At 72.8% G+C, this 26,883-nt stretch carries 24 protein-coding genes; 22 read left to right on the forward strand and 2 right to left on the reverse strand.

Annotation, left to right across the window (positions count from 1 at the left end):
- The first annotated feature begins 542 nt into the window (after window positions 1-542).
- The 18 genes from ACIGWZ_RS02875 to ACIGWZ_RS02960 all read left to right on the forward strand — a co-directional run bounded on the left by ACIGWZ_RS02875 (window position 543) and on the right by ACIGWZ_RS02960 (window position 18,486).
- Entirely contained in the window at window positions 543-1,283 is a 741-nt protein-coding gene (locus ACIGWZ_RS02875) for a DUF4232 domain-containing protein (RefSeq protein ID WP_400060113.1), read from the forward strand.
- Between the two features lie 892 nt (window positions 1,284-2,175).
- The gene (locus tag ACIGWZ_RS02880; RefSeq protein WP_400060115.1) at window positions 2,176-3,267 is read left to right on the forward strand and encodes a hydrogenase expression protein HypE; all 1,092 of its coding nucleotides are present in this window, start codon (window positions 2,176-2,178) and stop codon (window positions 3,265-3,267) included.
- Between the two features lie 214 nt (window positions 3,268-3,481).
- On the forward strand, window positions 3,482-5,266 hold the full coding sequence (locus tag ACIGWZ_RS02885; protein WP_400060117.1) for a nickel-dependent hydrogenase large subunit: 1,785 nt from the start codon (window positions 3,482-3,484) through the stop codon (window positions 5,264-5,266).
- Window positions 5,263-5,814 carry a hypothetical protein gene (locus ACIGWZ_RS02890; protein WP_400060119.1) on the forward strand — a complete coding sequence of 184 codons (552 nt, stop codon included), beginning with the start codon at window positions 5,263-5,265 and terminating at the stop codon, window positions 5,812-5,814. The genes ACIGWZ_RS02885 and ACIGWZ_RS02890 overlap by 4 nt, the downstream gene beginning before the upstream one ends.
- Window positions 5,811-6,473: a DUF5947 family protein gene (locus ACIGWZ_RS02895; protein WP_400060121.1), complete on the forward strand. Its 663-nt coding sequence runs from the start codon at window positions 5,811-5,813 to the stop codon at window positions 6,471-6,473. The genes ACIGWZ_RS02890 and ACIGWZ_RS02895 overlap by 4 nt, the downstream gene beginning before the upstream one ends.
- Window positions 6,470-7,198, forward strand: a complete 729-nt coding sequence (locus tag ACIGWZ_RS02900; protein WP_400060122.1) for a DUF6084 family protein — start codon at window positions 6,470-6,472, stop codon at window positions 7,196-7,198. The genes ACIGWZ_RS02895 and ACIGWZ_RS02900 overlap by 4 nt, the downstream gene beginning before the upstream one ends.
- A 23-nt stretch (window positions 7,199-7,221) precedes the next feature.
- On the forward strand, window positions 7,222-8,619 hold the full coding sequence (locus ACIGWZ_RS02905; RefSeq protein WP_400060790.1) for a hypothetical protein: 1,398 nt from the start codon (window positions 7,222-7,224) through the stop codon (window positions 8,617-8,619).
- Window positions 8,620-8,654: 35 nt separating this feature from the next.
- On the forward strand, window positions 8,655-9,173 hold the full coding sequence (locus ACIGWZ_RS02910) for a hydrogenase maturation protease (RefSeq protein WP_400060792.1): 519 nt from the start codon (window positions 8,655-8,657) through the stop codon (window positions 9,171-9,173).
- A gap of 15 nt (window positions 9,174-9,188) precedes the next feature.
- On the forward strand, window positions 9,189-9,290 hold the full coding sequence (locus ACIGWZ_RS02915; protein WP_400060124.1) for a DUF6893 family small protein: 102 nt from the start codon (window positions 9,189-9,191) through the stop codon (window positions 9,288-9,290).
- A gap of 144 nt (window positions 9,291-9,434) precedes the next feature.
- Window positions 9,435-9,815 carry a hydrogenase maturation nickel metallochaperone HypA gene (locus ACIGWZ_RS02920; protein ID WP_400060126.1) on the forward strand — a complete coding sequence of 127 codons (381 nt, stop codon included), beginning with the start codon at window positions 9,435-9,437 and terminating at the stop codon, window positions 9,813-9,815.
- Window positions 9,816-9,819: 4 nt separating this feature from the next.
- Window positions 9,820-10,569: a hydrogenase nickel incorporation protein HypB gene (gene hypB, locus ACIGWZ_RS02925; RefSeq protein ID WP_400060128.1), complete on the forward strand. Its 750-nt coding sequence runs from the start codon at window positions 9,820-9,822 to the stop codon at window positions 10,567-10,569.
- Window positions 10,566-12,920, forward strand: a complete 2,355-nt coding sequence (gene hypF, locus ACIGWZ_RS02930) for a carbamoyltransferase HypF (RefSeq protein WP_400060130.1) — start codon at window positions 10,566-10,568, stop codon at window positions 12,918-12,920. The genes hypB and hypF overlap by 4 nt, the downstream gene beginning before the upstream one ends.
- Before the next feature lie 49 nt (window positions 12,921-12,969).
- Window positions 12,970-13,293, forward strand: coding sequence for a HypC/HybG/HupF family hydrogenase formation chaperone (locus ACIGWZ_RS02935; protein ID WP_400060131.1), 324 nt, complete (start codon window positions 12,970-12,972; stop codon window positions 13,291-13,293).
- Window positions 13,290-14,414, forward strand: a complete 1,125-nt coding sequence (gene hypD, locus ACIGWZ_RS02940; RefSeq protein ID WP_400060133.1) for a hydrogenase formation protein HypD — start codon at window positions 13,290-13,292, stop codon at window positions 14,412-14,414. The genes ACIGWZ_RS02935 and hypD overlap by 4 nt, the downstream gene beginning before the upstream one ends.
- A gap of 43 nt (window positions 14,415-14,457) precedes the next feature.
- On the forward strand, window positions 14,458-15,477 hold the full coding sequence (hypE, locus tag ACIGWZ_RS02945; protein ID WP_400060794.1) for a hydrogenase expression/formation protein HypE: 1,020 nt from the start codon (window positions 14,458-14,460) through the stop codon (window positions 15,475-15,477).
- 149 nt (window positions 15,478-15,626) lie between these two features.
- Window positions 15,627-16,841 carry an AraC family transcriptional regulator ligand-binding domain-containing protein gene (locus ACIGWZ_RS02950; RefSeq protein ID WP_400060135.1) on the forward strand — a complete coding sequence of 405 codons (1,215 nt, stop codon included), beginning with the start codon at window positions 15,627-15,629 and terminating at the stop codon, window positions 16,839-16,841.
- 106 nt (window positions 16,842-16,947) lie between these two features.
- The gene (locus ACIGWZ_RS02955) at window positions 16,948-18,114 is read left to right on the forward strand and encodes a lipase family protein (RefSeq protein ID WP_400060137.1); all 1,167 of its coding nucleotides are present in this window, start codon (window positions 16,948-16,950) and stop codon (window positions 18,112-18,114) included.
- A 147-nt stretch (window positions 18,115-18,261) separates the two neighbouring features.
- Complete coding sequence (locus ACIGWZ_RS02960) at window positions 18,262-18,486, forward strand: acyl-CoA carboxylase subunit epsilon (protein WP_400060139.1); 225 nt, start codon at window positions 18,262-18,264, stop codon at window positions 18,484-18,486.
- Between the two features lie 66 nt (window positions 18,487-18,552).
- Here ACIGWZ_RS02960 and ACIGWZ_RS02965 read toward each other — a convergent pair whose 3' ends face one another.
- Window positions 18,553-20,784, reverse strand: a complete 2,232-nt coding sequence (locus tag ACIGWZ_RS02965) for a HelD family protein (protein WP_400060796.1) — start codon at window positions 20,782-20,784, stop codon at window positions 18,553-18,555.
- Between the two features lie 261 nt (window positions 20,785-21,045).
- Between ACIGWZ_RS02965 and ACIGWZ_RS02970 the strand changes: the two genes are divergently transcribed.
- The 3 genes from ACIGWZ_RS02970 to ACIGWZ_RS02980 all read left to right on the forward strand — a co-directional run bounded on the left by ACIGWZ_RS02970 (window position 21,046) and on the right by ACIGWZ_RS02980 (window position 24,699).
- Window positions 21,046-22,659: an APC family permease gene (locus tag ACIGWZ_RS02970; protein ID WP_400060141.1), complete on the forward strand. Its 1,614-nt coding sequence runs from the start codon at window positions 21,046-21,048 to the stop codon at window positions 22,657-22,659.
- Between the two features lie 156 nt (window positions 22,660-22,815).
- Window positions 22,816-23,649: a PP2C family protein-serine/threonine phosphatase gene (locus tag ACIGWZ_RS02975; RefSeq protein ID WP_400060143.1), complete on the forward strand. Its 834-nt coding sequence runs from the start codon at window positions 22,816-22,818 to the stop codon at window positions 23,647-23,649.
- A 63-nt stretch (window positions 23,650-23,712) separates the two neighbouring features.
- Complete coding sequence (locus tag ACIGWZ_RS02980; RefSeq protein ID WP_400060798.1) at window positions 23,713-24,699, forward strand: MASE1 domain-containing protein; 987 nt, start codon at window positions 23,713-23,715, stop codon at window positions 24,697-24,699.
- 9 nt (window positions 24,700-24,708) lie between these two features.
- Here ACIGWZ_RS02980 and ACIGWZ_RS02985 read toward each other — a convergent pair whose 3' ends face one another.
- A complete protein-coding gene (locus tag ACIGWZ_RS02985; RefSeq protein WP_400060145.1) occupies window positions 24,709-25,770 on the reverse strand; it encodes an ATP-dependent DNA ligase in 1,062 nt (353 codons plus the stop codon).
- 67 nt (window positions 25,771-25,837) lie between these two features.
- On the opposite strand from ACIGWZ_RS02985, the gene ligD reads away from it, so the two are divergent.
- Window positions 25,838-26,848: a non-homologous end-joining DNA ligase gene (gene ligD, locus ACIGWZ_RS02990; RefSeq protein ID WP_400060147.1), complete on the forward strand. Its 1,011-nt coding sequence runs from the start codon at window positions 25,838-25,840 to the stop codon at window positions 26,846-26,848.
- Window positions 26,849-26,883: the final 35 nt, after the last annotated feature.

The following is a 26,883-nucleotide window of genomic DNA, read 5'->3' on the forward strand; positions in this document are numbered from 1 at the left end:
CCGCCCTTCGCGGGGAAGGCCGGGCCTTCCCCGCGCGTCCCGCCCCGCGCCCCGTGCCCGTGCGGGCCGCCCGTTTCTCGTCAATGTCATCCGCGTTCCCGCCGATGTCACCGGCACGGGATCGGTCTCCGTACGGCCATCGTTGTTCCCGCGCCGGATGCGGACGGCGGCCGCGCGATACGCAACCGTCCCGGGAGTCACACGGACACCATGCGGTGCAGTGCGACCGCTGGTCGTCGTCGGTCACCTGGGGCCGGTGGGGTGGGGTGGTACCAGCGGGGCCCGAGGGAGGCACGGCCGAACCGGTGAGGGTCGCGTTCGATACCGGGGAATTTCTGCGAGCCTGAGCGGCGCACCCGGAGTTCCGGCTGGTCGGGCGGGTCGCCGGAGCCGCCGCCAGGCCGGGCGCTCCGGCCCGTTAGTGGTGCGTTAGCGCCTCGTTAGCGGACTGGCAGTGCCCGGGGTCACGCTGGAAGTACAACGGACCGACCGTGCGCACCCCACTTGCGAGGGTACGCAACCACCAGACGAGGGGGAGACTGATGTCGCTCACCACCAAAACCCTCGGCCGCGGCCGTCGGGTCGCCGCCGGATCACTGATCGCCGTCGCGACGCTCGCACTCTCCGCCTGCCAGAACGGGACGGACTCCGGCGCCCACTCCTCGTCGGCCGCCGCGTCCGCCACGGCCGGCAGCACCCACGGTGGTCACAGCTCGCAGTCGACGGGCAACAACACGCGACCGTCCGGCGGTCAGGAGCGCTCCACCGAGGCCGCCGGCCCCTCGTCCGGCGCCGGGGCCAAGGCTCCCAGCGGCAAGCCGGAGGCCAACGCCCCGAGCGCCTCCGGATCCCACACCTCGGCCATGACGGCCTCGGACCGCTGCACCGCGGACAACATGTCGCTGCGCCTGGGCCGCACCGACATCGGCGCGGGCAACATCCACATCCCGCTGGTGTTCACCAACAAGGGCAAGACGGCCTGTTCGCTGCGGGGCTTCCCCGGAGTCTCGCTGATCCTGCGCGACGGCTCCACGGTCGGCAAGCCCGCCACCCGGTCGGGCGCCGCGGGCGGTGCCGTCCGCCTCCAGCCCGGTCAGAGCGCGCATGCCGTGCTGCACACCGTCAACGACGGCGTCTCCGACACCCCGTGCTGGAACAAGTCGCAGCTGGTCTACACCTACCCGCCCGGCTCCAAGGACTCGATGACCACCAACAGCGGCGGGCTGCGGGTGTGCGGCGGACGCTTCGATGTGACGACGGTGGAGGCCGGATCCCTGGGCTGACGGCCCCCGCGGCCGGACGGCCGTGAACGCCTGACGCTGCTCGCGCACCCGGATGGGGAGGCCGCGGGCCGGGTGGCCGGGGGAAAGCGGCCCGGGGTCCGTGCCGCTTGGTCGGTCACCCCTGCGTTGCCGCCGGCCCCGTACGAGACGGTCGCCGCGCAGCGCCACACACAGGACGGACGGGTCCGGCCCGGCACCCGAGAGCTGCCGCCGGGCCGTCGCGGATCCGGCTCGGGCCCGCGTGCCGCGCCCGCGCTGCCGGAGTACGGGCCGATGAGCTGATCGAGGGATTGCTGCCGGACCGGGTGGCGGGGGAGGCCGCCCGCGGCGGGTGGTCCGAACGGCGAGGGCCGTGCTCTCGGTGCGCCCTGGGCGCCCCGCCGTACGGCGGACGAGGCGGCCCGCCAGATGGGTGCCGGCGAGCGTCGGCTGCGCAACGTCTTCGCGCCGCCGTCGGAGTGGGCCGACGCGATACGCGCGGCTGAGCGGGGCGCGTACGGACCTGGCCGGAGCGCGGACCTGGCCGGAGCGCGGGGCGCCTCCGGGGCGCCTCCTGGGCGCGGCCGGTCGGGGAGGCGGGGTACCGCGGCCGGTCGCAGATGATCGCGGAGTTCCGCCGGGTGATGCGGGAGACGCGGGTGACGCCGGTGATGCGGGTGCCCCCGGCCGCCTATGCCCCAGGGCCACCTACGCCCCAGAGCCACCTCCGCCGCAGGGCGACTGCCCGCCGTCGCCTGCCGAGCGGGCCGCGGGACGCGCGCCACGCCCCCTCACCGGAATGGACCGCGTGACTGCCCGGGGCGAGGCGATCGGTGCTACCAAAGGGACGGAAGCCGTAATCCGTGCTTTTGTCGCATACCCCTGCAATGCGCCCCTGCGAGGAGGCATCCCCATGGATGCAGCACCGCCGACCGCCGCCGACCGCGCGCAAGCGAACGGGAGCCCGTCCGGTGAGGACGAGGCCCCGATTCATGTGTTGTGGATCAACGCGGGTCTCAGCTGCGACGGCGACTCTGTGTCGCTGACCGCGGCGACCCAGCCGAGCATCGAGGAGATCGCGCTCAGCGTGCTGCCCGGCCTGCCCAAGGTCCAGGTGCACTGGCCGCTGATCGACTTCGAATGCGGTCCGACGCAGGGCGCGGACACCTTCATCGAGTGGTTCTTCAAGGGGGAACGCGGCGAGATCGACCCGTTCGTGCTGGTCGTCGAGGGTTCCATCCCGAACGAGTCGATCAAGCCGGAGGGGTACTGGTGCGGCTTCGGCGACAACCCCGAGACCGGCCAGCCGATCACCACCAGCGAGTGGATCGACCGGCTCGCCCCCAAGGCGCTGGCCGTCGTCGCGATCGGCACCTGTGCCACCTACGGCGGAATCCACGCGATGGCCGGCAACCCGACCGGCGCGATGGGTGTGCCCGACTATCTGGGCTGGGACTGGAAGTCCAAGGCCGGCATCCCGATCGTGTGCGTGCCCGGCTGCCCGATCCAGCCCGACAACTTCTCGGAGACGCTGACCTATCTGCTCTACCAGGCGGCGGGCTCGGCCCCGATGATTCCGCTGGACGACCAGCTGCGGCCGTCCTGGCTGTTCGGTGCCACCGTGCACGAGGGCTGCGACCGGGCCGGCTACTACGAGCAGGGCCAGTTCGCCACCACCTACGACTCGCCCAAGTGCCTGGTGAAGCTCGGATGCTGGGGTCCCGTGGTGAAATGCAACGTGCCCAAGCGGGGCTGGATGGATGGCATCGGCGGCTGCCCGAACGTCGGTGGTATCTGCATCGCCTGCACCATGCCCGGCTTCCCCGACAAATTCATGCCGTTCATGGACGAGCCGCCCGGCAGCAAGGTCTCCAGCACCGCGAGCGCCACCTACGGCAGTCTCGTCCGCCGACTGCGCGACATCACCGCCAGGACCGTCGACCACGAGCCCAAGTGGCGCCACCGCGGCGGCAAACTGACCACCGGCTACCGGTCGCCTTGGTGACCGTACGCCCCGAAACCGGCCGGGCCCGATCGCCGCACCACCGATCGCCCGGCCGACGCGCGCCCGGCCCCTGATCTCCCGTCAGGGGCCGGTGCCCGGACGCTCCTGCCGGACGTGGCACGGCCGGACCCGCACAGTTCAGATCCGCACAGCCAGACCCATGGCGTCAGACCACCTCTCCTCCCGCGCGCTAAAGAAGGGCACGGCACACACGATGGCACCGAAGACGAAGGCGGCCGGTGACGGCAGCGGTCTGACGGAGATGTCCTGGGATCCGATCACCCGGATCGTGGGCAGCCTCGGCATCCACACCAAGATCGACTTCAAGCAGAAGCGGGTGGCGGAGTGCTACAGCACCTCGTCCGTCTTCCGCGGCTACAGCGTCTTCATGCGCGGCAAGGACCCGCGCGACGCACACTTCATCACCAGCCGGATCTGCGGTATCTGCGGCGACAATCACGCCACCTGCTCGGTGTACACGCAGAACATGGCCTACGGCGTGAAGCCGCCGCACCTGGGGGAGTGGATCATCAACCTCGGCGAGTCCGCCGAGTACATGTTCGACCACAACATCTTCCAGGAGAACCTGGTCGGCGTCGACTACTGCGAGAAGATGGTCCGGGAGACCAACCCCGGGGTCTGGGAGCTGGCCCAGCGCACCGAGGCCCCGCACGCCGGCGACCACGGCTTCCGCACCATCGCCGACATCATGACCTCCCTCAACCCCATCGAGGGCGAGTTCTACCGCGAGGCACTCCAGGTCAGCCGCTATACGCGCGAGATGTTCTGCCTCATGGAGGGCCGCCATGTGCACCCCTCCACGCTCTACCCGGGCGGCGTCGGCACGGTCGCCAGCGTGCAGCTGTTCACCGACTACATGAGCCGGCTGATGCGCTACGTCGAGTTCATGAAGCGCGTCGTGCCCCTTCATGACGACCTGTTCGACTTCTTCTACGAGGCGCTGCCCGGCTACGAACAGGTCGGTCAGCGGCGGGTACTGCTCGGCTGCTGGGGCGCGCTCAACGACCCCGAGCACTGCGACTTCACCTACCGCAACATGACGGACTGGGGACGGAAGATGTTCGTCACCCCGGGCATCATCGTCGACGGCAAGCTGGTCACCAACGACCTCACCCAGATCAACCTGGGCATCCGGATCCTGCTCGGCAGCTCCTACTACCAGGACTGGGAAGGCCAGGAGCAGTTCGTCACCCACGACCCGCTCGGCAACCCCGTCGACCCGCGCCACCCGTGGAACCAGCACACCATCCCCGCCCCGCAGAAGCGCGACTTCAACGACAAATACAGCTGGGTGATGTCGCCCCGCTGGTTCGACGGCAAGGAGCATCTGGCGCTGGACACCGGCGGCGGCCCGATCGCCCGGCTGTGGTCCACCGCGCTCTCCGGACTCGTCGACACCCCCTACGTCAAGGCCACCGGCCAGAGCGTCGTCATCGACCTGCCGCGCAGCATGACCAAGCCCGAGACCCGCTTCGAGTGGAAGATCCCGAAGTGGAGCAACGCGCTGGAGCGCAACCGCGCCCGGACGTACTTCCAGGCCTACGCGGCGGCCATGGCACTGCACTTCGCGGAGCAGGGGCTGGAGGAGGTCCGCGCCGGACGCACCCAGACCTGGGAGAAGTTCGAGGTTCCCGACGAATCGATCGGCTGCGGATTCACCGAGGCCGTGCGCGGTGTGCTCTCGCACCACATGGTCATCAGGGACGGGAAGATCGCCAACTATCACCCGTATCCGCCGACCCCCTGGAACGCCAGCACCCGCGACACCTACGGCACGCCGGGCCCCTACGAGGACGCCGTTCAGAACACCCCGATCTTCGAGGAGAACACCCCGGAGAACTTCAAGGGCATCGACATCATGCGCGCGGTGCGCAGCTTCGACCCCTGTCTGCCCTGCGGCGTCCATATGTACGTCGGCAACGGCAAGACCGTGGAGAAGATGCATGTGCCCACCGGCCTGAGCGGACTGGCCGGATGAGCGCCACGGCCACGGCCCCGGCCACCGCGCCGGCCGTCGAGACCACCGGCCGACGGGTCGAGGAGATCCTCGACCGGCTCGCCGCCGACGGCAACACCGATGCCGGCGCGGCCGCCGAGGAACTCGTCCGCGCCCTGATGGACTTCTACGGCGCCGGACTCGCCCGGATCCTCGAGCTCCTCGGCGAGGACCGGCAACCGGCCCTGCTGGGCGATGAACTCGTGGCCTCCCTGCTCGTACTGCACGAGCTGCACCCGGAGAACGTCACGACCCGGATCGGCCGCGCCCTGGAGACCGTCCGGTCGCAGCACCCCGCCGAGACCGTGGGCTTCGACACGGACAGCGGCGTGCTGCGTCTGCGGCCCCGCACCTCGGGCGGCTGCGGCTGCCCGAGCACGGCGCAGGCGGCCCAGCAGGCCTTCGAAAGCGCCCTGTCCTGCTTCGCGCCCGAGGTGACCTCGGTGCGGCTGGAGACGGCCGGGGCCGGGCCGGAGCCGACGCTGCTGCAGATCTCGCGCCGCCCGCCGACCGCCGCCACGGCCTCGTGAGCGCCCCGCCCACCGCGCCCGCGCGCCCCGGAGCACCCACCGCCCACCGGGGCCTGCGCAGATTCCGTGCACCCCAGCCACCCACCCCCGAACGCTGCGAGCTGTGCGGCGAGCAGCTCGCCGACCACAACCACCGCCACCTGGTCGACACCGAACGCCGCGCGCTGGCATGTGCCTGCACCCCCTGTGCCCTGCTCTTCGACCGGCCCGGCGCCGGACAGTTCCGGACCGTCCCGGACCGCTGTCTCGTCGACCCGGGCCACACCCTCGACGCCGCGACCTGGGACCTCCTCCAGATCCCCGTCGGCGTCGCCTTCTTCCTGAAGAACACCGACCTGGACCGGCTGGTTGCGCTCTACCCCAGCCCGGCCGGCGCCACCGAGAGCGAACTCGACCCCGGTACCTGGGAAACCGTCCTGGGCGCCACCACCCTGGCCCGCCTCCTCGCACCCGATGTGGAGGCCCTGCTGGTGCGCCGCGCGGAGGGATCGATCGACTGCTTCCTGGTCCCCGTCGACATCTGCTACGAACTCGTCGGCCGGATGCGGCTGCTCTGGCAGGGCTTCGACGGCGGCGCCGAAGCACGTGCCGCCCTCACCGACTTCTTCGCCCGCGTCGCGAGCCGCGCCCGCCCGCTGAGGGAGGCCGACCGGCCGTGACCGACCTCTCCTTCGTCTGCACCGGCGTCCGCGCCGACCCCTACGCCGCCGGACCCACCCTCGTCTTCCGGCTGCGTATCACCGCCGCCGACCCCGCCCGGGTGCACGCCATCGCGCTGCGCTGCCAGATCCGCATCGAGCCCGCCCGCCGCGGCTATGCGTCCGACGAGGCGGAGGCGCTGACCGACCTCTTCGGCGAGCGCTCCCGCTGGGGCAGCACCCTCAACCCCCTCCGCTTCGCGCAGGTCTCCCTCGTCGTCCCCGGCTTCACCGGCACGACCGAGGTCGACCTGCCCGTCCCCTGCACCTACGACATGGACATCGCCGCGGCCCGCTACTTCCACGCGCTGCGCGACGGAGAAGTCCCCCTCCTGCTGCTGTTCTCCGGAACGGTGTTCGCCGGCCCCGGCGGCTTCAGCGTCGTTCCCGTCCCCTGGGACAAGGAGGCGCCGTACCGGATGCCGGTGGCGGTCTGGCAGGAGATGACCGAGCAGCACTTCCCGGGCTGCGGCTGGCTCCGGCTGCGGCGCGAGACCCTCGACGCGCTGCTCGCCTTCCGCTCCCGGCACGCCCTGCCCTCCTGGGAGGCGACCGTCGAGGCGCTGCTCGACGGCGCCCGAGCCGCCGAACCGTCCCCCGCCGCCGCAAGGCCGGCGCAGACACCCCTGCCGTCCCGGCGCCCCTTCACCGCCGCCCGGCCCGCCGCCGAAAGGACCGCGCCGTGACCACCAGCGTTCTGCCCGACGAGATGGCGGCCCGTTTCACCGCCGCCCGCCAGGTGGCGGACGCGGTGCTGTTCGAGGGCTATGTGCTCTACCCCTACCGCGCCTCCGCCGCCAAGAACCGACTGCGCTGGCAGTTCGGCGTCCTGGTCCCGCCCCACTGGGGCGCCGAGCGCGAAGAGCACTCCTTCCAGCGCACCGAATGCCTGATGGAGCCCCGGTCCGGCGCCCGGCTCTCCGCCGAACTGCGCTTTCTGCAGGCCCAGCGCCGCACGGTCCAACGACTCGGCCCCGACGGCGCGTTCGGGACCGTCCAGGAACTCGAACTCCCCGACCGGGTGCTGGTCCCCTGGGACGAAGGCGTGGAGGAGAGCATCACCGCCGTCGTCGACGTCGCCGCACTCCACGGCGCGGGATGCACCATCCCCTTCTCCCGCCCCGCCCGGGAGGAGACCGAGCCGGTGTACGGCGCGGACGGGGAACAGGTCGGACGGCTGGTGCGCCGCTGCGAGGAGATCGAGGGCCTGCTGCGGCTCACCGCGACGGAACTCGACGGCCCCTACGCGGCGTTGCGGCTGACCGCCACCGTCGAGAACACCAGCACCTGGACCCCCGACGGCGCCGCCGCCGACCGGGACGCGGCGCTGCCCCGCGCGCTCGTCGCGGCCCATCTCCTGCTCGGCATCGACACCGGCTCCTTCCTGTCCCTGACCGACCCGCCCGAGTGGGCCAAGGGCGCCGCCGCGGCCTGCCGCAACCAGCACACCTGGCCCGTCCTGGCCGGCGAGCCCGGCCGCGCCGATGTGGTCCTCTCCTCCCCGATCATCCTGGAGGACCACCCGGCCATCGCCCCCGAAAGCCCCGGCGCGCTCTACGACGCCCTGGAGATCGACGAGATCCTCGCCCTCCGCACGGCCGCCCTCACCGACCAGGAGAAACGCGAGGCGCGCGGCACCGACCCCCGGGCCGCCGAAGTCATCGACCTCGCCGACACGATGCCCCCCGAAGTACTGGAGCGGCTGCACGGCGCCGTCCGGGCGCTGCGCGAGGTCACCGGGCCGCCCGGACCCGCCGCACCGGACGACCTGACCCCCGACGTGCCCGGCCTGCACCCCGAAACCCCCTGGTGGGACCCCGAGAGCGACCGGAGCGTCGACCCCGTCCGCGACCGCGTCACCGTCGAGGGCCGCTCGATCGGCGCCGGCAGCCGGGTGCGGCTGTGCCCCGGCAAGCGCCGTACCGACGCCCAGGACCTCTTTCTGCACGGCCGCAGCGCGCAGATCGAGGCCGTACTCCACGACGTGGACGGCGGAGTGCACCTCGCGGTGACCGTCGAGGGCGACCCGGGCGCCGACATCCGGCGCGAGCAGGGCCGGTTCCTGTACTTCCAGCCCGACGAGGTCGCTCCCCTGGAGGATGCGTGAGCGCCGGCACCCCGCCCGCCGAGCAGCCGCCGCGCATGCTGATCGCCGGTGTCGGCAACATCTTCCTCGGCGACGACGGCTTCGGCGTCGAGGCCGTCCGCCGGCTCGGCGAACACCGGCTGCCGGACCATGTCGAGGCCGTCGACGTCGGCGTCCGCGGGGTGCATCTGGCCTACCAGATGCTGGACGGCTACCACACGGTGCTCCTCGTCGACGCCTCCGCACGCGGCGGCGCGCCCGGCACCGTCTACCTCCTCGACGCCACCGACCCCGCCCCCGCCGGCCCGCGGCCCCCCGCGGTCGACGGCCACCACATGACCCCGGACAGCGTGCTCGCCCTGCTCGGCACGCTCGCCGACGGCACCGACGGCCGCCGCCCGCAACGCGTCCTGGTCGTCGGCTGCGAACCCGCCGACGTCGAGGAGGGCATCGGGCTGAGCGAGCCGGTGGCCGCCGCGGTCGACGAGGCCGTAGCGCTGATCCTGCGGCTGGTCGGCGGCCCGGAACCGACCGCGGCCGACGACCGGCCGTCCACCAGCGCCACCCACCCGTGAGAGGAACCCGACACCATGCCCAAGTTCGTCCTCGGCGCGGCACTCGCCGTCGTCCTCGCCGCCCTCGTCTCCCAGCTGCCCGACATCAAGCGCTACCTCCGTATGCGCGCCATGTGACCCGGCGGCGCTGCACCGAACGGCGGACGCCTCCGGCCCGCCCCGGCGGGGCATCCCGGCCGCCCGGCGGCCGCGCCGTCTAATGGGCCAAGCGGCACCCGGGCGTCCCCGTACCGGAGAGAGCCCCGTACCAGAGAGAGACCGATGCACGAGATGTCCATCGCGCTGGCGGTCGTCGACCAGGTCGAAAGCGCGGCCCGGCCCGCCGGGGCCACCTCGGTCAGCAGCGTCCGGCTCCAGGTCGGCGAACTGGCCGGAGTGGTCCCGGACGCCCTCGCCTTCTCCTTCGAACTCGCCTGCACCGGAACCGTTCTCGAGGGCGCGGAACTGCTCACCGAGCTGGTGCCGGCCCGCGCCCGCTGCGCCCCCTGCGCGGACACCTGGGCGGTGGGCATGCCACCGCAGCTGAGCTGCCCGACGTGCGGCGGGGCGAGCGCCGAGCTGTTGTCCGGCCGTGAACTGGGGATCGTCAGCGTCAGCTGGCAGGACGCCCCGCTGCCCGTACCGACCCACCAGGAGCGCTGAAACCATGTGCCGTGTCGTCGACCTGCAACAGGCCGTCCTCGCCAAGAACGACGCCTGCGCCCGCACGCTGCGCGAGGAGCTGGCGGCCCGGGGCACCGCGGTCGTCAACCTGCTCTCCAGCCCCGGCAGCGGCAAGACGGCCCTGCTGGAGCGGGAACTCACCCTCGCCCGGCGGCGCGGAGTGCCGGTGGCGGCGCTCACCGCCGACCTGGCCACCGAGCACGACGCCGTGCGGCTGGCCCGGTCCGGCGTGCCCGTCAAGCAGATCCTCACCGACGGGCTGTGCCACCTGGAAGCCGGAATGCTGAGCGGGCACCTCGACGGCTGGCTCCCGCCGGACACCCGGCTGCTGTTCATCGAGAACGTCGGGAACCTGGTCTGCCCGGCCTCCTACGACCTGGGGGAGACGCTGCGCATCGTGCTGGCGTCGGTGACCGAGGGCGAGGACAAGCCGCTCAAGTACCCCACCGCTTTCGGCCTCGCCCACCTGGTGGTGGTGACCAAGGCCGATATCGCCGAGGCGGTCGGCTTCGACGAGACGGCGTTCCGCACCCATGTCGAACGGGTCAATCCCGGCGTGGAGATCGTGTTCACCTCGGCCCGGCGCGGCGAGGGCGACGGCGCCCTGCTCGACCGGGCGCTGGCGGCCCGCGACGGCGCCCCGGTCCACACCCCCGTGATGGCCCGCCGCCCGCACTCCCACGAGCGCGCCTCCGTCGTCGCCCCCGACTCCCTGGCACAGAGCGGATCATGACGGTCCGGCAGGTCGACGCCGCCCCCGCGACGGCCGCCGTACGCCGCCGGATCACCGTCCGCGGAGTCGTCCAGGGCGTGGGGTTCCGGCCGTTCGTCCACACCCTCGCCACCGAACTGGGACTGACCGGGCAGGTGACCAACACCGGCGACGGCGTCCTGGCCGAGGTGGAGGGCGAACCCGCCGCGGTCGCCCGCTTCACCGCCCGGATCCGCGGCGACGCGCCACCGCTCGCCGTGGTCGAGGCCGTCGACGGTGAGGACATCGCCGCCACCGGCGGCACCGGCTTCGTCATCCTCCCCTCCCGCACCGGCGGCCCCTCCCGCACCCAGGTCTCCCCGGACGTCGCCACCTGCGACGCCTGCCTGGCCGAACTGCGCGACCCGGCCGACCGCCGCCACCGGCACCCCTTCCTCACCTGCACGCACTGCGGCCCCCGCTTCACCATCGTCACCGCGCTGCCCTACGACCGCGCCAAGACGACCATGGCCCGCTTCCCGATGTGCCCCCGCTGCGCACGCGAGTACGCCGACCCGACCGACCGGCGCTTCCACGCCCAGCCCCTCGCCTGCCACGACTGCGGACCCCGCCTGCGCCTGGTCGGCGGGCAACCGCACGCGCGCGGCGGCGATCCGCTGGCCGGCGCCCGCCGGCTCCTCGCCGACGGCGCGATCGTCGCCGTCAAGGGCCTCGGCGGCTACCACCTCGTCTGCAACGCGGCCGACGACGCCGCCGTCTCCCTGCTGCGCCGCCGCAAGGCCCGCGGCGACAAACCCTTCGCCCTGATGGCCCGTCATCTTGCGGACATCGACACCCTGGTGCACGTCTCGGCCGAGGAACACGCCCTGCTCACCGGCCCCGTGCGGCCCATCGTCCTGCTGCGCCGCCGCACCCCGGACCCCGCGCCGGACCTCTCGCCCGCGGTCGCCCCGGGCAGCCCCGACCTCGGCGTGATGCTCCCGTACACCCCCCTGCACCACCTGCTGTTCGGCCTGCCCGGCGACCCCCCCGGCCCCCGTCTGCTCGTCATGACCAGCGGAAATGTCGCGGGCGAACCGATCGTCACGGACGACGACGAGGCCCTGCACCGCCTCGCCCACCTCGCCGACGCCTGGCTCACCCACGACCGCCCGATCCAGGTCCCCTGCGACGACTCGGTGGTGCGGATCTGCGACGGCGAGCCGCTGTTCGTACGCCGCTCCCGCGGCTATGCGCCACTCCCCGTCCCGCTGCCCCTCCCCGTACCGCCCGCGCTCGCCGTCGGCGGCGACCTCAAGAACGTGCTCTGCCTCGGCGAGGGCCGCCGCGCATGGCTGTCCGCGCACATCGGCGACATGGACGACCTCGCGACGCAGGAGGCCTTCGGCAGGGCCGGGGAACACCTCGAGACGGTCACCGGCGTACGGCCCGAACTCCTCGCCGCCGACCGCCACCCCGGCTACCGGTCCACCCGCTGGGCCGAGCGCCACACGGCCGGCCGGCCACTGGTCCACGTCCAGCACCACCACGCACACATCGCGGCCGCCATGGCCGAACACGGCCTCGACGGCGGCCGGCCCGTCATCGGCGTCGCCTTCGACGGCACCGGATACGGCGACGACGGAGCCGTCTGGGGCGGCGAGATCCTGCTCGCCGACTACGACGGATACCGCCGCTTCGGGCAGCTGCGCTACGTCCCGCTCCCCGGCGGCGACGCCGCCGTCCGGCGCCCGTACCGGATGGCGCTGGCCCAGCTGCGCGCCGCGGACATCGACTGGACCGGCGACCTGCCGCCGGTCGCGGCCTGCCCGCCGGACGAACGACGACTGCTGGAGCGGCAGCTCGAACGCGGCCTCCACTGCACCCCCACCTCCAGCATGGGCCGCCTCTTCGACGCGGTCTCCTCGCTGGCCGGGGTGTGCCACCACGCCGGATACGAGGCCCAGGCCGCGATCGAACTCGAGGCCGCCGCGCTGACCGCACAGCCCGCCCACGGCCCCGGCTACACCTTCGCGCTCGATGCCACCGATCCCGCCGCGCCCGCCCTCGCCGACCCCGCACCCGTACTCGCCGCCGTCGTCGACGACCTCCGCGCCGGCACCGCCCCGGCGCTGATCGCGGCCCGCTTCCACACCGCGGTCGCCGCCCTCGTCCGCCGCTGCTGCGCCCTGGCCCGCGAGCGCACCGGCCTGGAGACCGTCGCCCTGACCGGCGGCGTCTTCGCCAACACCCTGCTGGCCGGCACCACCGCCCGCCTGCTGCGACAGGACGGCCTCACCGTCCTGCGCCACCGCCGCGTCCCGCCCAACGACGGGGGACTGGCGCTCGGCCAGCTCGTCGTGGCGGCGCGCGCGGCCGGCGGATTCCGGTGAAGGCGCCGGACACCGTACCCACGACCGCACCCACGACGAGGAGAAACCCATGTGCCTGGCGGTACCCGGCAAGGTGATGGAGATCGAGGAACGGGACGGCACCCGGATGGCCACCGTCGACTTCGGCGGCGTGGTCAAGGAGGTCTGCCTGGAGTACGTACCGGACCTCGCGGTGGGCGAATACGCGATCGTCCACGTGGGCTTCGCGCTCCAGCGCCTGGACGAGGAATCGGCCCGGCAGACCCTCGCCCTCTTCGAGGAACTCGGGCTGCTGCAGGAGGAGTTCGGCGACCCCTGGGAAGCGGCGGCCGCCGAGGCGGGCGTCCTGCCGGGACCCGCCGTGAACGACGGAGCGCGGGAGGCGCAGCGGTGAAGTACATGGACGAGTTCCAGGACCCCGAGCTGGCCCGGCGGCTGCTCGACGACATCCGCGCCACGGTGACCCGGCCCTGGGCGCTGATGGAGGTCTGCGGCGGCCAGACCCACACCATCATCCGCCATGGCATCGACCAACTCCTCCCGGAGAACGTCGAGTTGATCCATGGGCCGGGCTGCCCCGTCTGTGTGACCCCGCTCGAGGTCATCGACAAGGCCCTGAAGATCGCCGCCCGCCCCGAGGTGATCTTCTGCTCCTTCGGCGACATGCTGCGGGTGCCGGGAACCGACCGCGATCTGTTCCGGGTACGCAGCGAGGGCGGCGACGTACGGGTCGTCTACTCGCCGCTCGACGCCCTGAAGATCGCCCGGCAGAACCCCGACCGCGAGGTGGTCTTCTTCGGCATCGGCTTCGAGACCACCGCCCCGCCCAACGCCATGACGGTGTATCAGGCCCGCAGGCACCGCATCCCCAACTTCAGCCTGCTGGTCTCGCACGTCCGGGTACCGCCCGCCATCGAGGCGATCATGACCTCGCCGAGCTGCCGGGTCCAGGCGTTCCTCGCCGCGGGACACGTCTGCAGCGTCATGGGCATGGGCGAATACCCGGCCCTGGCCGAACGGTTCCGGGTCCCCATCGTCGTCACCGGCTTCGAACCGCTGGACATCCTGGAGGGCATCCGCCGCACCGTCCGCCAACTGGAGCGCGGCGAACACACCGTCGACAACGCCTACCCGCGCGCCGTCCGCACCGAAGGCAACCCGGCCGCCCAGGCCATGCTCGCCGACGTCTTCGAGGTCACCGACCGCGCCTGGCGCGGCATCGGCACCATCCCCGCCAGCGGCTGGCGGCTGTCCGCCCGCTACCGCGACTTCGACGCCGAACACCGCTTCTCGGTCACGGACATCGCCACCCGCGAGCCCGCCGCCTGCCGCAGCGGCGAGGTCCTCCAGGGCCTGATCAAGCCCCACGAGTGCGAGGCCTTCGGCACCACCTGCACCCCCCGCACCCCACTCGGCGCCACCATGGTCTCCAGCGAGGGAGCCTGCGCCGCCTACTACCTCTACCGCCGACTCGGCGTCACACCCACCAAGCTGGAGGCGAGCCCCGTTGCCTGACACCTCCCTGCCTGCCCTGGACATCTCCGGCTGGACCTGCCCGATGCCCCTGCGGGACCAGCCGCGCATCGTCATGGGACACGGCGGAGGCGGCGCACTCTCCGCCGAACTCGTCCAGGAGATCTTCGCTCCCGCCTTCGGCGGCGACATCCTCGCCCAGCTCGGCGACTCCGCGGCCGTCACGCTCGGCGGTCTGCGCCTCGCCTTCTCCACCGACTCCTACGTCGTCCGTCCGCTGTTCTTCCCCGGCGGCAGCATCGGCGACCTCGCCGTCAACGGCACCGTCAACGACCTCGCCATGAGCGGCGCCCGGGCCGCCTACCTCTCCTGCGGATTCATCCTCGAAGAGGGCGTCGAAATGCCCGTGGTCGCCCGCGTCGCCGAGGCGATGGGCGCCGCCGCACGCACCGCCGGGGTCGAGGTCGCCACCGGCGACACCAAGGTCGTCGAGGCCGGCCACGGCGACGGGATGTACCTCAACACCGCGGGCATCGGGCTGATTCCGGCGGACGTCGACCTGCGGCCGCAGCGGGTGGTGCCCGGCGACGTGGTGATCGTCAGCGGCGACATCGGCGTCCACGGCGTGGCCATCATGAGCGTCCGCGAAGGCCTGGAATTCGGCGTCGAGATCGAGAGCGACTGCGCGGCCCTCGGCGGCCTGGTCGAGACGATGCTCGCGGTCACCCCGGACCTGCACGCGCTGCGCGACCCCACCCGCGGCGGCCTGGCCGCCGCCCTCAACGAGATCGCCGCCGCCTCCGGCACCGGCATCGCCCTCCAGGAACGCGCCGTCCCCGTCCCGCCCACCGTCGCCAACGCCTGCGCCATCCTCGGCCTCGACCCGATGTACGTCGCCAACGAGGGCAAGCTCGTGGCGTTCGTCCCGCGCGAGCATGCCGATGCCGTGCTGGACGCGATGCGCGCGCACCCCCTGGGTGCCGGCGCCACGGTCATCGGTGAGGCCGTCGCGGCACACCCGGGGATGGTGGTGGCGCACACCCCGCTCGGCGGCACCCGGGTCGTCGATCTGCCCATGGGCGAGCAGCTGCCGCGGATCTGCTGAGGCGGCGTCACGGGTACGGGCGGCGGCCGCCGGTCCTCACCGCCCGTACGGCATCGCCCGGTTGCCCGCAGTGCCGGGGGAGCGGCGGGGACGAAACGAACCGTCACGCCTGCTGACCTCTTCGCGCACTGCGGCTACCGTGTCGGGCCATGAGCGACCGCCCGACGATCGCGATGCACCATGTGCGGGCCGCGCTGAGCGGCGCCGAGCGGCACGGCATCGACACCGTGCCGCTCCTGCAGACCGCACGGATTCCGCCGTTGCTGTTGGCCGACGACCGCGCCCGGGTCACCCCGGAACAGTTCACCCGCCTGGTCAAGGCCCTGCACCGGGCCACCGACGACGAATTCCTGGGCCTGGGCCCGGTCCCCAGCCGCCGCGGCACCTTCGCGATGATGTGCCACGCCTGCCTGGGCTGCCGCGACCTCGGCTCGGCCCTGGAGCGGGCCGCGCGGTTCTACGGGCTGTTCCCCGGCGGGCCCCGGATGGCGGTGGAGACCGGCGCAGGGCCGCGGCGGGCGAGCGAAGCCGACAGCGGGGGAGGCCCCGACGAGGCCGTCTTCGCCGTCCGCAGCGACCTCCGCCCCTACGACCAGGGCAACTTCCTCGCCGAATGCGTGCTGATCATCTGGCACCGGCTCTCCAGCTGGCTGATCGGGCGGCGCATCCCGCTGCGCTGGGCGCAGTTCGCCTACCCGGCGCCGGTCCACGCCCCCGAGTACGACGTCCTGTTCGGCTGTCCGGTGCGCTTCGGCGCCCGGCGCACCGCCGCGGGCTGGGACGCGCACTGGCTCGCCGCGCCCGTCGTACGGGACGAGACCGCGCTGGCCGCGATGCTGCGGCGGGCGCCGGCCGATCTGCTGACCCGCCGCGACTACGGCACGAGCGTGTCCGAGCAGGTGCGGCGCAGCCTCGCCCAGGCGCTGCGGGCCGGGCCCCCGGCGCGGCTGCCGGAGGTCCGTCAGGTCGCGGCCCGGCTCGCGGTCAGCCCGGCCACGCTGCGGCGCCGCCTCCAGGCCGAGGGCACCTCCTTCCAGCGACTGAAGGACGCGGTGCGCCGGGACGCGGCGATCAGCTCGCTGGCCGCGGGGCAGGAGCCCCTCGCCGAACTCGCCGCGCGGATCGGCTTCTCGGAGGACACCGCCTTCCACCGGGCTTTCCGGCGGTGGACGGGAACCACCCCCGGTGCCTACCGCCTGAACGGAGGCACGCAGGGTGCCTGCCACGCGACGGGTGCATACGATCTGGACACCACCACCGGCGACCACGCACAGCCTCGTCCACCGCCTCGACCCTCCCCGCGTTCCACGCCCCGACCGTCCCCGTCCTGCCCACCCGGCGACCCCTCCCGTCCACCGCCATGAGACACCGGGTCAACGAAGCTGAGCGTCCCGGTCAGCGCGCTCCTCACCCGCGAGTCATTACGGTCGCCCCAACCACCCTGGCATCGACGTCAGTTGGGAGAGCCGTATGCACCTCCGCTCCGCCGCACTCACCGCCGTGGCCGCCCTGTCGCTCTCGCTCGGCCTCACCGGCAGCGGCGCCGCCGCCGACCGGACGGCCGCCGACAGCCCCGGCGACCTCGTCTCGTCGTCCCCCACGTCCTTCCGCCTGCTGCCCGGCCAGCCGACCAACACCCGCGCCTGGCACATCACCTACCGCTCCACCACCGCCAAGGGCACCCCCAACACCGTCTCCGGAACGGTCATCGTCCCCAAGGACGGCCGGACGGGCACCCGTCCCCTGATCACCTACGCCGTCGGCACGGTCGGCCTCGCCGACTCCTGCGCGCCCTCGGCCGGCTTCCCCCAGGGCACCACCATGGAGGCCAGTCTCATCCAGCGGCTCGTCGCCCGCGGCTGGGCGGTCGCGGTCACCGACTACGAGGGCCTGGGCACCCCCGGCGACCACACCTATACCGTCGGACGCGCCGAAGGGCAGGCCGTCCTCGACGCGGCCCGCGCCGCCCAACGGCTGCCCGAAGCGGCCGCGGCCGGAGTCGACCGGAACTCACCCGTCGGCATCATGGGCTACTCCCAGGGCGGCCAGGCCAGCGGCTGGGCCGCCGAACTGCACCGGTCCTACGCGCCCGAGCTCCGGGTCGAGGGCACCGCGAGCGGCGGCGTGCCCGCCGACCTGCTGAAGGCCGCCGACCACAACGACGGCAACATCGGCGCCGGCCTGATCCTGATGGCCGCCGTCGGCCAGGACGCCGCCTTCCCCGAACTGCGCCTGGACACCTACCTCAACGACAAGGGCCGGTACTACGTCGATTTCCTGAAGAAGAACTGCGTGGCCGTCGGGACCGTCGCCGGCCTCTTCAAGAAGATCTCCGACGTCACCGTCAAGAACCCGCTGTACGAGCCGGACTGGCAGCGGCGGATGCGCGCCTCCGACCTCGGAACCCGGGAGCCGGACGCCCCGGTGTACCTCTACCACGGGACCGCCGACGAACTGATCCCGTACGGCGTCGGCAAACAGCTCAGGGCCGACTGGTGCGGCAGGGGCGCCACCGTCCAGTGGACCCCCATCCCGCTCGGTGAGCACGTCCTCGGTGCGATCGCGGGCGCCGTCCCGGCCGCCGACTGGCTCGCCGACCGCTTCGCGGGCAGGCCGACGAGCGGCAACTGCGGCTGACCACGGACGCCCGAGCGCCGGCCGGCGCCACGCGGCCCGCACCACGCGGCACCGGCCGGCCACCTTCGCGGCACCCTTCACCCGAATGGCCCTCGCGGACCGGGCCCCCGCACGACAGTGCCCGCCGACGCTCCTAACGTCGGGCCTGTGACCTGCATAGATACTACGAACGAGCCCCCCGAGGTGCCGCTGCGCATCGACCGTGGCAAGGCCGAGCCCGAGGAACTCGCGGCCCTCACCGTCATCCTGGGCGCGCATCTCGCCGGCCTGCGCCTCATCGAGGACAACAACCGCCGCAGGCAGGACGCCCAGCAGCACATCGTCCAAGGGGCACGCTGTGCCTGCTGGTCGGGCTGCTGGTGCTGCGCCTGACGCCGCTGCTGCCGACGTGCCGGCACGGCCGCCGGTACGACGCGCCGGCGCTGCCCTGCCGGATCGTCACGGCACCTCAGGGCCCCAGGGCAGCGCCTCCAGCCCCGCCGGCAGCGCCCCCGTGTGGACCACGCCCAGCCGCTGGGTCGCCCGGGTCAGCGCGACATACAGGTCGCTCGCCCCGAGCTCCTCCGGCGCCGCCACGATCACCGTGTCGAACTCCAGGCCCTTGGCCTGCCGCGGGTCGAGCAGCACCACCGGGCTGGTCAGATCCGGTGCGGCGCCGCCGGAGGCGGCCGGCAGGGCGGCGGACAGGGCCCGGTGACGGGCGCGCGGGGCGATCACCGCGAGACGGCCCTCCGCAGGGGACTCCCGCCCGACCGCCTCGGCGACCGCGCCGGCCACGTCGTCGGTGCGCCGCGCCCACGGCCGTATACCCGTGGAACGGATCGAGCGCGGCGGCTCGAAGGACGGGTCCGCGGACCGGGGCACCTCGGCGGCGATCTCCATGATCTCGGTCGGCGTACGGTAGTTGACGCCGAGCCGGACATGCTGCCAGCGGTCGTCGACGTACGGCGCAAGGATCGTCTCCCACGCGCCGCAGCCGCCGGGCTCCGCGGTCTGCGCCGGGTCGCCCACCAGGGTCATCGAGCGGGTGGGGCAGCGCCGCATCAGCAGCCGCCAGGCCATCGCGGACAGCTCCTGCGCTTCATCGACGATGATGTGTCCAAAGGCCCAGGTGCGGTCGGCCGCGGCGCGTTCGGCGGCGCTGCGGTGGTCGGCCTCCTCGTGCCGGTCGGCGAGCCGTTCCGCGTCCAGCAGGTCGTGCACGCCCAGCACCTCCGAATCCTCGTCCTCGCGGTCCTCGAATTCCTGGGTGCGCGAGCCGTAGGAGAGGTCGAGCACACCCTGTGCGTAGGCGATGAGCTCCTGGCGCTCGGCCTCCGCGGCGACCCGGGCCGCCGTGTCGTCCTCGCCGAGGAGCTCGGCGGCCTCGTCCAGCAGTGGCACGTCCGCGGGCGTCCACTCCCCGCCCACGCGCCGGATCGCCGCCGCATCGGCCTCGGGAAGGTGGACGGGATCGGCGAGGAAGTCGGCGACCAGCCGCTGCGGGGTGAGGACCGGCCACAACTCCTCGATGGCACCGTGCACGTCGGCGCTGGCCGCGATAGCCTTCCCCAGCTGGGCGATGTCGTCGGGGCCGAGCAGGTTCGGCCCGCCGTACGGGTCATGGCCCAGCCGTTCGGCCAGCTGCGCGGTGAGCGCGTCGATGACCTGGAACGCGAAGTGCGGGCGGGCGAGGTTGTGCGGCAGCAGCGCCTCGCGCGCCAGGCGCCGGGCGCGGCCGGCCAGTTCCGCGTCCAGTACCAGTTCGCCGTCGTCGTGCGCGATCACGAGCGCGGGGTCGGGCAGGGCCTGCCGGTCGCTCACGAAGCGCGCCAGCGCCCGGGCCATCGCCGCACCGCCCTTGACCTCGGCGGCCCGGGCGGTGTCGGTGCCGGTCGCGGTCACGCCCGGGAAGAGCTCGGCGGGCGTGGCGAGCAGGACTCCCGTCTCGCCGAGCGCGGGCAGTACCTCCCCGATGTAGCCGATGAACGCCGGGTTGGGCCCGACGATCAGCACGGCCCGGCGGGCCAGCTGCTCGCGGTGCGCGTACAGCAGATACGCGGCGCGGTGCAGCGCGACCACGGTCTTGCCGGTGCCGGGCCCGCCCTCCACGACGAGGACGCCGTGGTGCGGGGCGCGGATGATCCGGTCCTGGTCTGCCTGGATGGTCTGCACGATGTCGTGCATCCGCCCGGTGCGCGCCGCATCCAGCGCGGCGAGCAGGACGGCGTCCGCGTCGGTGCCCTCGTGACCGGTGCGTACCGCGTCGGCGAGGTCCAGGATTTCGTCGTGCAGCGCGGTGACCCGGCGGCCCTGGCTCGTGATGTGCCGCCTGCGGCGCAATCCCATAGGGGTGTGCCCGGTGGCGAGATAAAAGGGGCGGGCGACCTCGGCCCGCCAGTCGATGACCAGCGGAGTGCGTTCCGGGTCGTCGCGCCGGATTCCGATCCGGCCGATGTGGTGATCGCGGCCGTCGCGAAATACGAGGCGGCCGAAGCAGAGGCCGTTCTCCCCGGCATGGAAGGCGGCCAGCAGCCCGGACTGCTCGGCCACCAGCACATCGCGCTCCAGCCGCGCCTGGAAGGTGCTTCCCTCCAGCGGCAGGGCCGCCTTCACCGCGGTCTCCGCTCCGGCACGCATTTCGGCGAGGCGCGCGTGGAGCAGATCCAGGAATTCCTGCTCGTTCTGCAATTCCTCGTTCGACACGTTTGACAATTCAGCTCCGCTCGGATACATTATCGGTGAAGGATGGGTAGTTATTTGCTTTTGCCGCAAGGCAGGCAAGCTCCCAATATGCGCGTGGAAATACCCCGACCGTCAATTCGGTGCGGGGCTTTTTTGTGCCCCGACGGCAGTGCCCGATGGCGGCCGGGCACCGGAGCGGCATGATCCACATCCGGCCTCGTCACGTAGGCTCCGACCTGCAAGGCGGGAAGCAAGGAGGCCGATTTCGTGACGGAGCGTCAGGTGTCAGACGGGGGAGACGAGGCCGGCGCGCCGGAAGTCCAGGCGCAGGAACGGCGATTGCGCCGCGATCTGGGCTTCTGGGGACTGACCGGGATCGGGTTCTCCAACATCGTGGGTTCCGGCTGGCTGTTCGCCGCCATGTACGCGGCGCAGACGGCGGGCCCGGCGTCGCTGCTCTCCTGGATCGGGGCCGGGGTGCTGTGCACCCTCGTCGCCCTGGTCATGATCGAGCTGGGCGCGTCACGGCCCGAGGGCGGCGGCACCGTCCGCTGGCCGCTCTACGCCAGCGGCCCCCTGGTCGGCACCCTCATCGGCTGGTCGGTGCTGCTCTCGGTCGGCGGCACCGCGGCCGAGATCAGCGCGATCATGCAGTACGCCGCCCACTACCTCCCGGGTCTCTACCAGGGGAGCACCCTCACCGCCTCCGGCCTGGCGGTGGCCGGCGGGCTCAGCGTGCTGCTGACCGCGCTGAACTGGTTCGCGGTGCGGTTGTTCGCCCGGCTCAACAACCTCGTCTCGGTGTTCAAGATCGTGGTCCCGGTCGTCACGGTCTTCGCGCTGATCGCCTCCGGCTGGCACTCCGGGCGCCTGACGGACCACGGGGGCTTCGCGCCGTACGGCTATGTCGCCTGCCTGACCGCGCTGGCCGGCGGCGGCATCGTCTACTCCGTCAACGGCTTCCAGGCGCCGCTGGACTTCTCGGGCGAGACCCGCAATCCCCGGCGGACCATCCCGGCCGCGGTCCTCACCGGCATCGGCCTGGCCGTCCTGATGTACCTCGCCCTGCAAGTGGCGTTCCTCTTCACCGTCCCGGAACACCTGCTCGGCGGTGGCTGGAAAGGGATCTCCTTCGAGTCGCCGTTCGGCCAGCTCGCGCTGATCCTCAATCTGCACTGGCTGTCCAGCCTGCTGTACGCGGACGCGGTGCTCTCCCCGGGCGGTTCGGCCTACGTGGGCGTGGCCATCGACGCCCGGCACACCTACGCGCTCGCCAAGAACGGCACCATCCCGCGCTACTTCATGAAGGTCAACGAGCGGTTCGGCATCCCGCGCCGGGCGTTGGTGGTCAACCTCGTGGTGATCCTGGTCTTTCTGCTGCCGTTCGGCGGCTGGCAGGACATCGTCAGCGTGATGGGCGACATGTATCTGCTGATCTACGCGGCCTCGGCGGTCGCGGTCGCGGTGTTCCGCGCCGAGCCGGGCGGCCGCACGGCCGGCTGGGTACCGGGCCTGCGCTACATCGCACCGCTCAGCTTCGTGGTGGCGACCGAGTTCGTGTACTGGTCGGGCTGGCACGATCTGCGGCTGGCGCTGCCCCTGGTGCTCGGCGGGCTGCTGATCTTCCTGGCCATGCGCCGCCCCGGAGCCCACGCCGCTCCCGTACGCCCGCTCGGCGCGGAACTGCGCACCGGCGCCTGGCTGGTGGCCTACCTCGCCGTCCTCACCGTGCTCTCCTCGCTGGGCACCTTCGAGGGCTCCGGCCGGCTGCCCGCCCCGTACGACTCCCTTGCCGTGGCGGTCCTCGCGCTGGGGGTCTTCCGCTGGGCGGTACGGTCCGGCGTCGGGCAGCTGACGGCGTCCCCCGCGGCCGCGGCGTGAGGGGGCGGCCACGGCACCGGCCGCGCGGAAGCCGACCCGCAGAAATATGATGAACCCGGGAGTTGTGGATACCGCCAGGTCAGGAGAGGGCGGCGGACAAGCCGCGCGGACCGCACCCCGCAGTGGCCCATCCACCGATGCACCTTGGAGCGGTCCATGCTTCGGCGTCGTCCCCCGCGGTCGGCGAGCGCTGACGACCTGCTGACCACGCTCGGGCGGCTGACCGCCCAGGCGCGGGAGGGGGCCGAGCTGCAGCAGGCCCGGGTGGAGCTGGCCGAGGCGCTGCAGCGCGAGATGCTGCCGACCACCCTGCCGGAGGTGCCGGGGCTGCGGGCCGCCGCGACGTACGCGCCGGCCCGGCACGGCCTGGACATCGGCGGCGACTGGTACGACGGATTCCCGCTGCCCGACGGATCCCTGGCGTTCTGCATCGGCGATGTGCAGGGCCACGACGTCGAGGCGGCCGCCTTCATGGGGCAGATCCGGATAGGCCTGCGCGCCGTCGCCCCGCACGCCGCCGACCCGGGCGAGGTGCTCAGCCGCGCCAACGACCTGCTGCTCTCGGTGGCCGTCGGCCTCTTCGCCACCTGCACCTTCCTCCGCTTCGACCCGGCCACCTGGGAACTCTCCAGCGCCCGCGCCGGCCATGTGCCCGGCGTCTGGGCCACCATCGACGGCAGCCACGGCGTCACCGAGGACCCCGGCGGGCTGCCGCTGGGCATCGTGCCGGGCGAGACCTACCCGGTCACCCGCCGCCGGCTCACCACGGCCGGCACCTACGTGCTGCTCACCGACGGCGTCGTCGAGGGGCCGTCGTTCGCGATCGAGACGGGGCTGGCGCAGGTGAGGGAGCTGGTCGGCGCCAGGGCCGGCGAGGATCCGGCCGACGTGGCCGCCGAGGTGATGAACGTGGCCGAGTGCACCGGCCATACCGACGACGCGGCGGTGATGGTGCTGAGCTTCGACGGGGCGGCGGACAGACCCGGGTGAAGCCCGCACCGGGCACGCGTGTCGCGGCCGACGCCGGGGCACCGGCGTTGTCTGATGGCTGCTGTGGTGCGCACCGAGCGGTTCCGGCGGCTCGCTCCCCCTGCCCTGACGATCGTCGTCCTCGCCGCCGTCTACTACGGGTCCGCCCAGATCGGGCTGCTGGAGCAGGTCGTGATCGCGGACACCGTGGTCACGCCCCTGTGGCCACCCACGGGCATCGCCCTGAGCGGCCTGCTCCTGCTGGGCCTGTGGACCTGGCCGGCCATCGCCCTCGGCACCCTCGTCGTCGTGTGGACGCTCAGTCCGCTCGATGTCACCGTCCTCGGCGTCATGGCGGGCAACACCCTGGCCCCGGTGTGCGCGTGTCTGATGCTCCGGCGGGTGGGCTTCCGTCCCGCACTGGACCGGCTGCGCGACGGGGTCGCCCTGGTGCTCCTCGGAGCCTTCACGGGGATGCTGATCAGTGCGACGTTCGGCAGCGGCGTCCAGGTGCTCACCGGGTCCCTGCCGCCCGGCGACTTCTGGCGGACCTGGGCGGCCTGGTGGGTGGGAGACGCGATGGGCATCCTCGTCGTCACGCCGCTGGTGCTGGCCTTCCGCACGATCCGGCGGCCCCGCGACATCCCCCTATACCGGTGGGCCGAGGTGGCGGCCCTGCTGGCCTGCTCGGTCATCGTCTCCGTCCTCGCGGTCAGGAGCCCGCTGTCCCTGCTGTTCCTGGTCTTTCCGCTGATCGTGTGGGCAGCGCTGCGCTTCCAGCTGGTGGGGGCCGCGCCGGTCGTACTGCTGGTGTCCGTGGTGGCGATCACGTCGGCAACCCGCCGCATCGGGCCGTTCAGCGGGCAGAGCCTGCTCGAGGCGATGGTCAATCTGCAGGCCCTCAACGCGTCCACGGCGCTCACCGCGCTGCTGCTGTCGGCGATCATCACCGAGCAGAACGGCATCCGGCGCAAGATCGAGCTGGCCTGCTCGGAGCTGGCCGAAGTGGTGGACCGCCTCGCGCCCGGCGAGCGCCGCCGCCGCTGGCCACCGAACGGCAGGACCCGCTGACCTCGGTCCTCAGCCGGTCAGCAGGTCCCCCAGGTCGTAGCCGACCGGCTCCTCCAGCTGTGCATAGGTGCAGCTCTCCGGCGTACGGTCCGGGCGCCAGGTGCGGAACTGCGCCGTGTGCCGGAACCGGCTGCCCTCCATGTGGTCGTACGCGACCTCACACACCCGCTCGGGGCGCAACGGCACCCAGGACAGATCCTTGCCGCCGCTCCACCGGCTGGGCCCGCCCGGCATCCGCCGGGAGGCGTGCGCCGCCTCGTCCGCCCACTCGCCCCAGGGGTGCCCCACGGCATCGTCCATCCGCAGCGGTTCGAGCTCCTCGACGAGCGCGCGCCGCTTCGCCATCGGGAACGAGGCGCACACCCCGACGTGCTGCAGCCGCCCGGCGTCGTCGTGCAGGCCCAGCAGCAGGGAGCCGACCACCGGCCCGCTCTTGTGCAGCCGGTAGCCCGCGACGACGCAGTCGGCGGTGCGGGCGTGCTTGATCTTGAACATCGCGCGGTCGCCCGGCCGGTACGGCAGCCCCAGCGGCTTGGCGACCACCCCGTCCAGGCCCGCCCCCTCGAACTGGGTGAACCAGGTGCGGGCCAGCTCCCGATCGGTGGTCGCGGGAGCGGTGTACACGGGCGCCCGGGCCGGCTCCAGCGCCGCCACCAGCGCCTCCCGCCGCGCCGACTGCGGCTCCTCCATCAGCGCATCGGAGCCGAGAGCCAGCAGGTCGAAGGCGACGAGGGAGGCGGGCGTCCGCTCGGCGAGCGTCCGGACCCGGGAGTCCGCCGGATGGATGCGCTCCAGCAGCTCCTCGAAGTGCAGCCGCCCGTCGTGGGCGATGACGATCTCGCCGTCGACGACGCAGCGCGGCGGCAGCTCGGCCCGTACGGCGGCCACCACCTCCGGGAAATAGCGGGTGAGCGGCTTCGTCGTACGGCTGGCGATCTCGACCTCGTCGCCGTCCCGGAAGACGATGACGCGGAATCCGTCCCATTTGGCCTCGTACTGCATGTCCGCGGGGATGTCGGCCACGAGCCTGGCGAGCATGGGGGACACCGGGGGCATGACGGGCAGGTCCATGCCTTCGATCGTGCCGGTCCGGCGCCTCCGGCGCGCGCCGGGGACGGACGGAACCTAGCGTTGAGTCATGGCCGCAGGAGCTGTGGAGCTGGATGTCGGGGGGCGCACCGTGCGGGTGTCGCATCCGGACAAGACGTACTACCCGGAGCGTGGCTTCACCAAGCTGGACGTCGCGCAGTACTACCTCGCGGTCGCGGACGGCGTGCTGCGCGGCCTGCGCGACCGGCCCACCACCATGCAGCGCTTCCCGGACGGCGTCGAGGGCGAGTTCTTCTACCAGAAGCGGGCGCCCAAGGGGCTGCCGGAGTGGCTGCCCACCGCCCGGATCGCCTTCCCCAGCGGCAGGTTCGCCGATGAGATCTGCCCGACCGAGCCCGCCGCGGTCGTCTGGGCGGCCAATCTGGGCTGTCTGACCTTCCACCCCTGGCCGGTGCGCCGCGCCGACACCGAACACCCCGACGAACTGCGGATCGACCTCGACCCGCAGCCCGGCACGGACTTCGCCGACGCCGTGCGGGTCGCCTACGACCTGCGGGAGCTGCTGGCGGAGCACGGGCTGCGCGGCTGGCCGAAAACGTCTGGCGGCCGGGGCGTGCACGTCTATGTGCCCATCCGCCCCGACTGGACGTTCACCGAGGTCAGACGGGCCGCCATCGCCGTGGCACGGGCCCTCGAGCGCCGCCGGCCGGACCAGGTGACGTCCGCCTGGTGGAAGGAGGAGCGCGGCGCGAAGGTGTTCGTGGACTACAACCAGATGGCCCGGGACCGGACCATCGCCTCGGCGTACTCCCTGCGCGCCCGGCCCACGGCGACGGTCTCCACCCCGCTGCGCTGGGAGGAGCTGGCCGACGCCGCGCCCGAGGACTTCGACCTGCGGACCGTACCGCCGCGCGTCGCCGAACTCGGCGACGTCCACGCGGACATGGGCGAGCACGCCTTCGGCCTGGAGTCCGTACTGGAGCTGGCGGACCGTCAGGAAGCGGACGAGGGAGTCGGCGACATGCCGTATCCGCCCGACCATCCCAAGATGCCGGGGGAGCCGGCCCGGGTGCAGCCGAGCCGGGCCCGGAAGCGCTGAGGCCGGGTGCCGCGCCGCGGGCGCGCCGAATGCGG

The sequence above is a fragment of the Streptomyces sp. NPDC053427 genome (assembly GCF_044544985.1).
Classification (GTDB): domain Bacteria; phylum Actinomycetota; class Actinomycetes; order Streptomycetales; family Streptomycetaceae; genus Streptomyces.

Bases quoted from the DNA above. Each gene is read 5' to 3' on its own strand.
- ACIGWZ_RS02875 (WP_400060113.1), top strand. From the start codon at position 543: ATGTCGCTCACCACCAAAACCCTCGGCCGCGGCCGTCGGGTCGCCGCC.
- ACIGWZ_RS02880 (WP_400060115.1), top strand. From the start codon at position 2,176: ATGGATGCAGCACCGCCGACCGCCGCCGACCGCGCGCAAGCGAACGGG.
- ACIGWZ_RS02885 (WP_400060117.1), top strand. From the start codon at position 3,482: ATGGCACCGAAGACGAAGGCGGCCGGTGACGGCAGCGGTCTGACGGAG.
- ACIGWZ_RS02890 (WP_400060119.1), top strand. From the start codon at position 5,263: ATGAGCGCCACGGCCACGGCCCCGGCCACCGCGCCGGCCGTCGAGACC.
- ACIGWZ_RS02905 (WP_400060790.1), top strand. From the start codon at position 7,222: ATGGCGGCCCGTTTCACCGCCGCCCGCCAGGTGGCGGACGCGGTGCTG.
- ACIGWZ_RS02910 (WP_400060792.1), top strand. From the start codon at position 8,655: ATGCTGATCGCCGGTGTCGGCAACATCTTCCTCGGCGACGACGGCTTC.
- ACIGWZ_RS02915 (WP_400060124.1), top strand. From the start codon at position 9,189: ATGCCCAAGTTCGTCCTCGGCGCGGCACTCGCCGTCGTCCTCGCCGCC.
- ACIGWZ_RS02920 (WP_400060126.1), top strand. From the start codon at position 9,435: ATGCACGAGATGTCCATCGCGCTGGCGGTCGTCGACCAGGTCGAAAGC.
- hypB (WP_400060128.1), top strand. From the start codon at position 9,820: ATGTGCCGTGTCGTCGACCTGCAACAGGCCGTCCTCGCCAAGAACGAC.
- hypF (WP_400060130.1), top strand. From the start codon at position 10,566: ATGACGGTCCGGCAGGTCGACGCCGCCCCCGCGACGGCCGCCGTACGC.
- ACIGWZ_RS02935 (WP_400060131.1), top strand. From the start codon at position 12,970: ATGTGCCTGGCGGTACCCGGCAAGGTGATGGAGATCGAGGAACGGGAC.
- hypE (WP_400060794.1), top strand. From the start codon at position 14,458: ATGCCCCTGCGGGACCAGCCGCGCATCGTCATGGGACACGGCGGAGGC.
- ACIGWZ_RS02950 (WP_400060135.1), top strand. From the start codon at position 15,627: ATGAGCGACCGCCCGACGATCGCGATGCACCATGTGCGGGCCGCGCTG.
- ACIGWZ_RS02955 (WP_400060137.1), top strand. From the start codon at position 16,948: ATGCACCTCCGCTCCGCCGCACTCACCGCCGTGGCCGCCCTGTCGCTC.
- ACIGWZ_RS02975 (WP_400060143.1), top strand. From the start codon at position 22,816: ATGCTTCGGCGTCGTCCCCCGCGGTCGGCGAGCGCTGACGACCTGCTG.
- ACIGWZ_RS02985 (WP_400060145.1), bottom strand. From the start codon at position 25,770: ATGGACCTGCCCGTCATGCCCCCGGTGTCCCCCATGCTCGCCAGGCTC.
- ligD (WP_400060147.1), top strand. From the start codon at position 25,838: ATGGCCGCAGGAGCTGTGGAGCTGGATGTCGGGGGGCGCACCGTGCGG.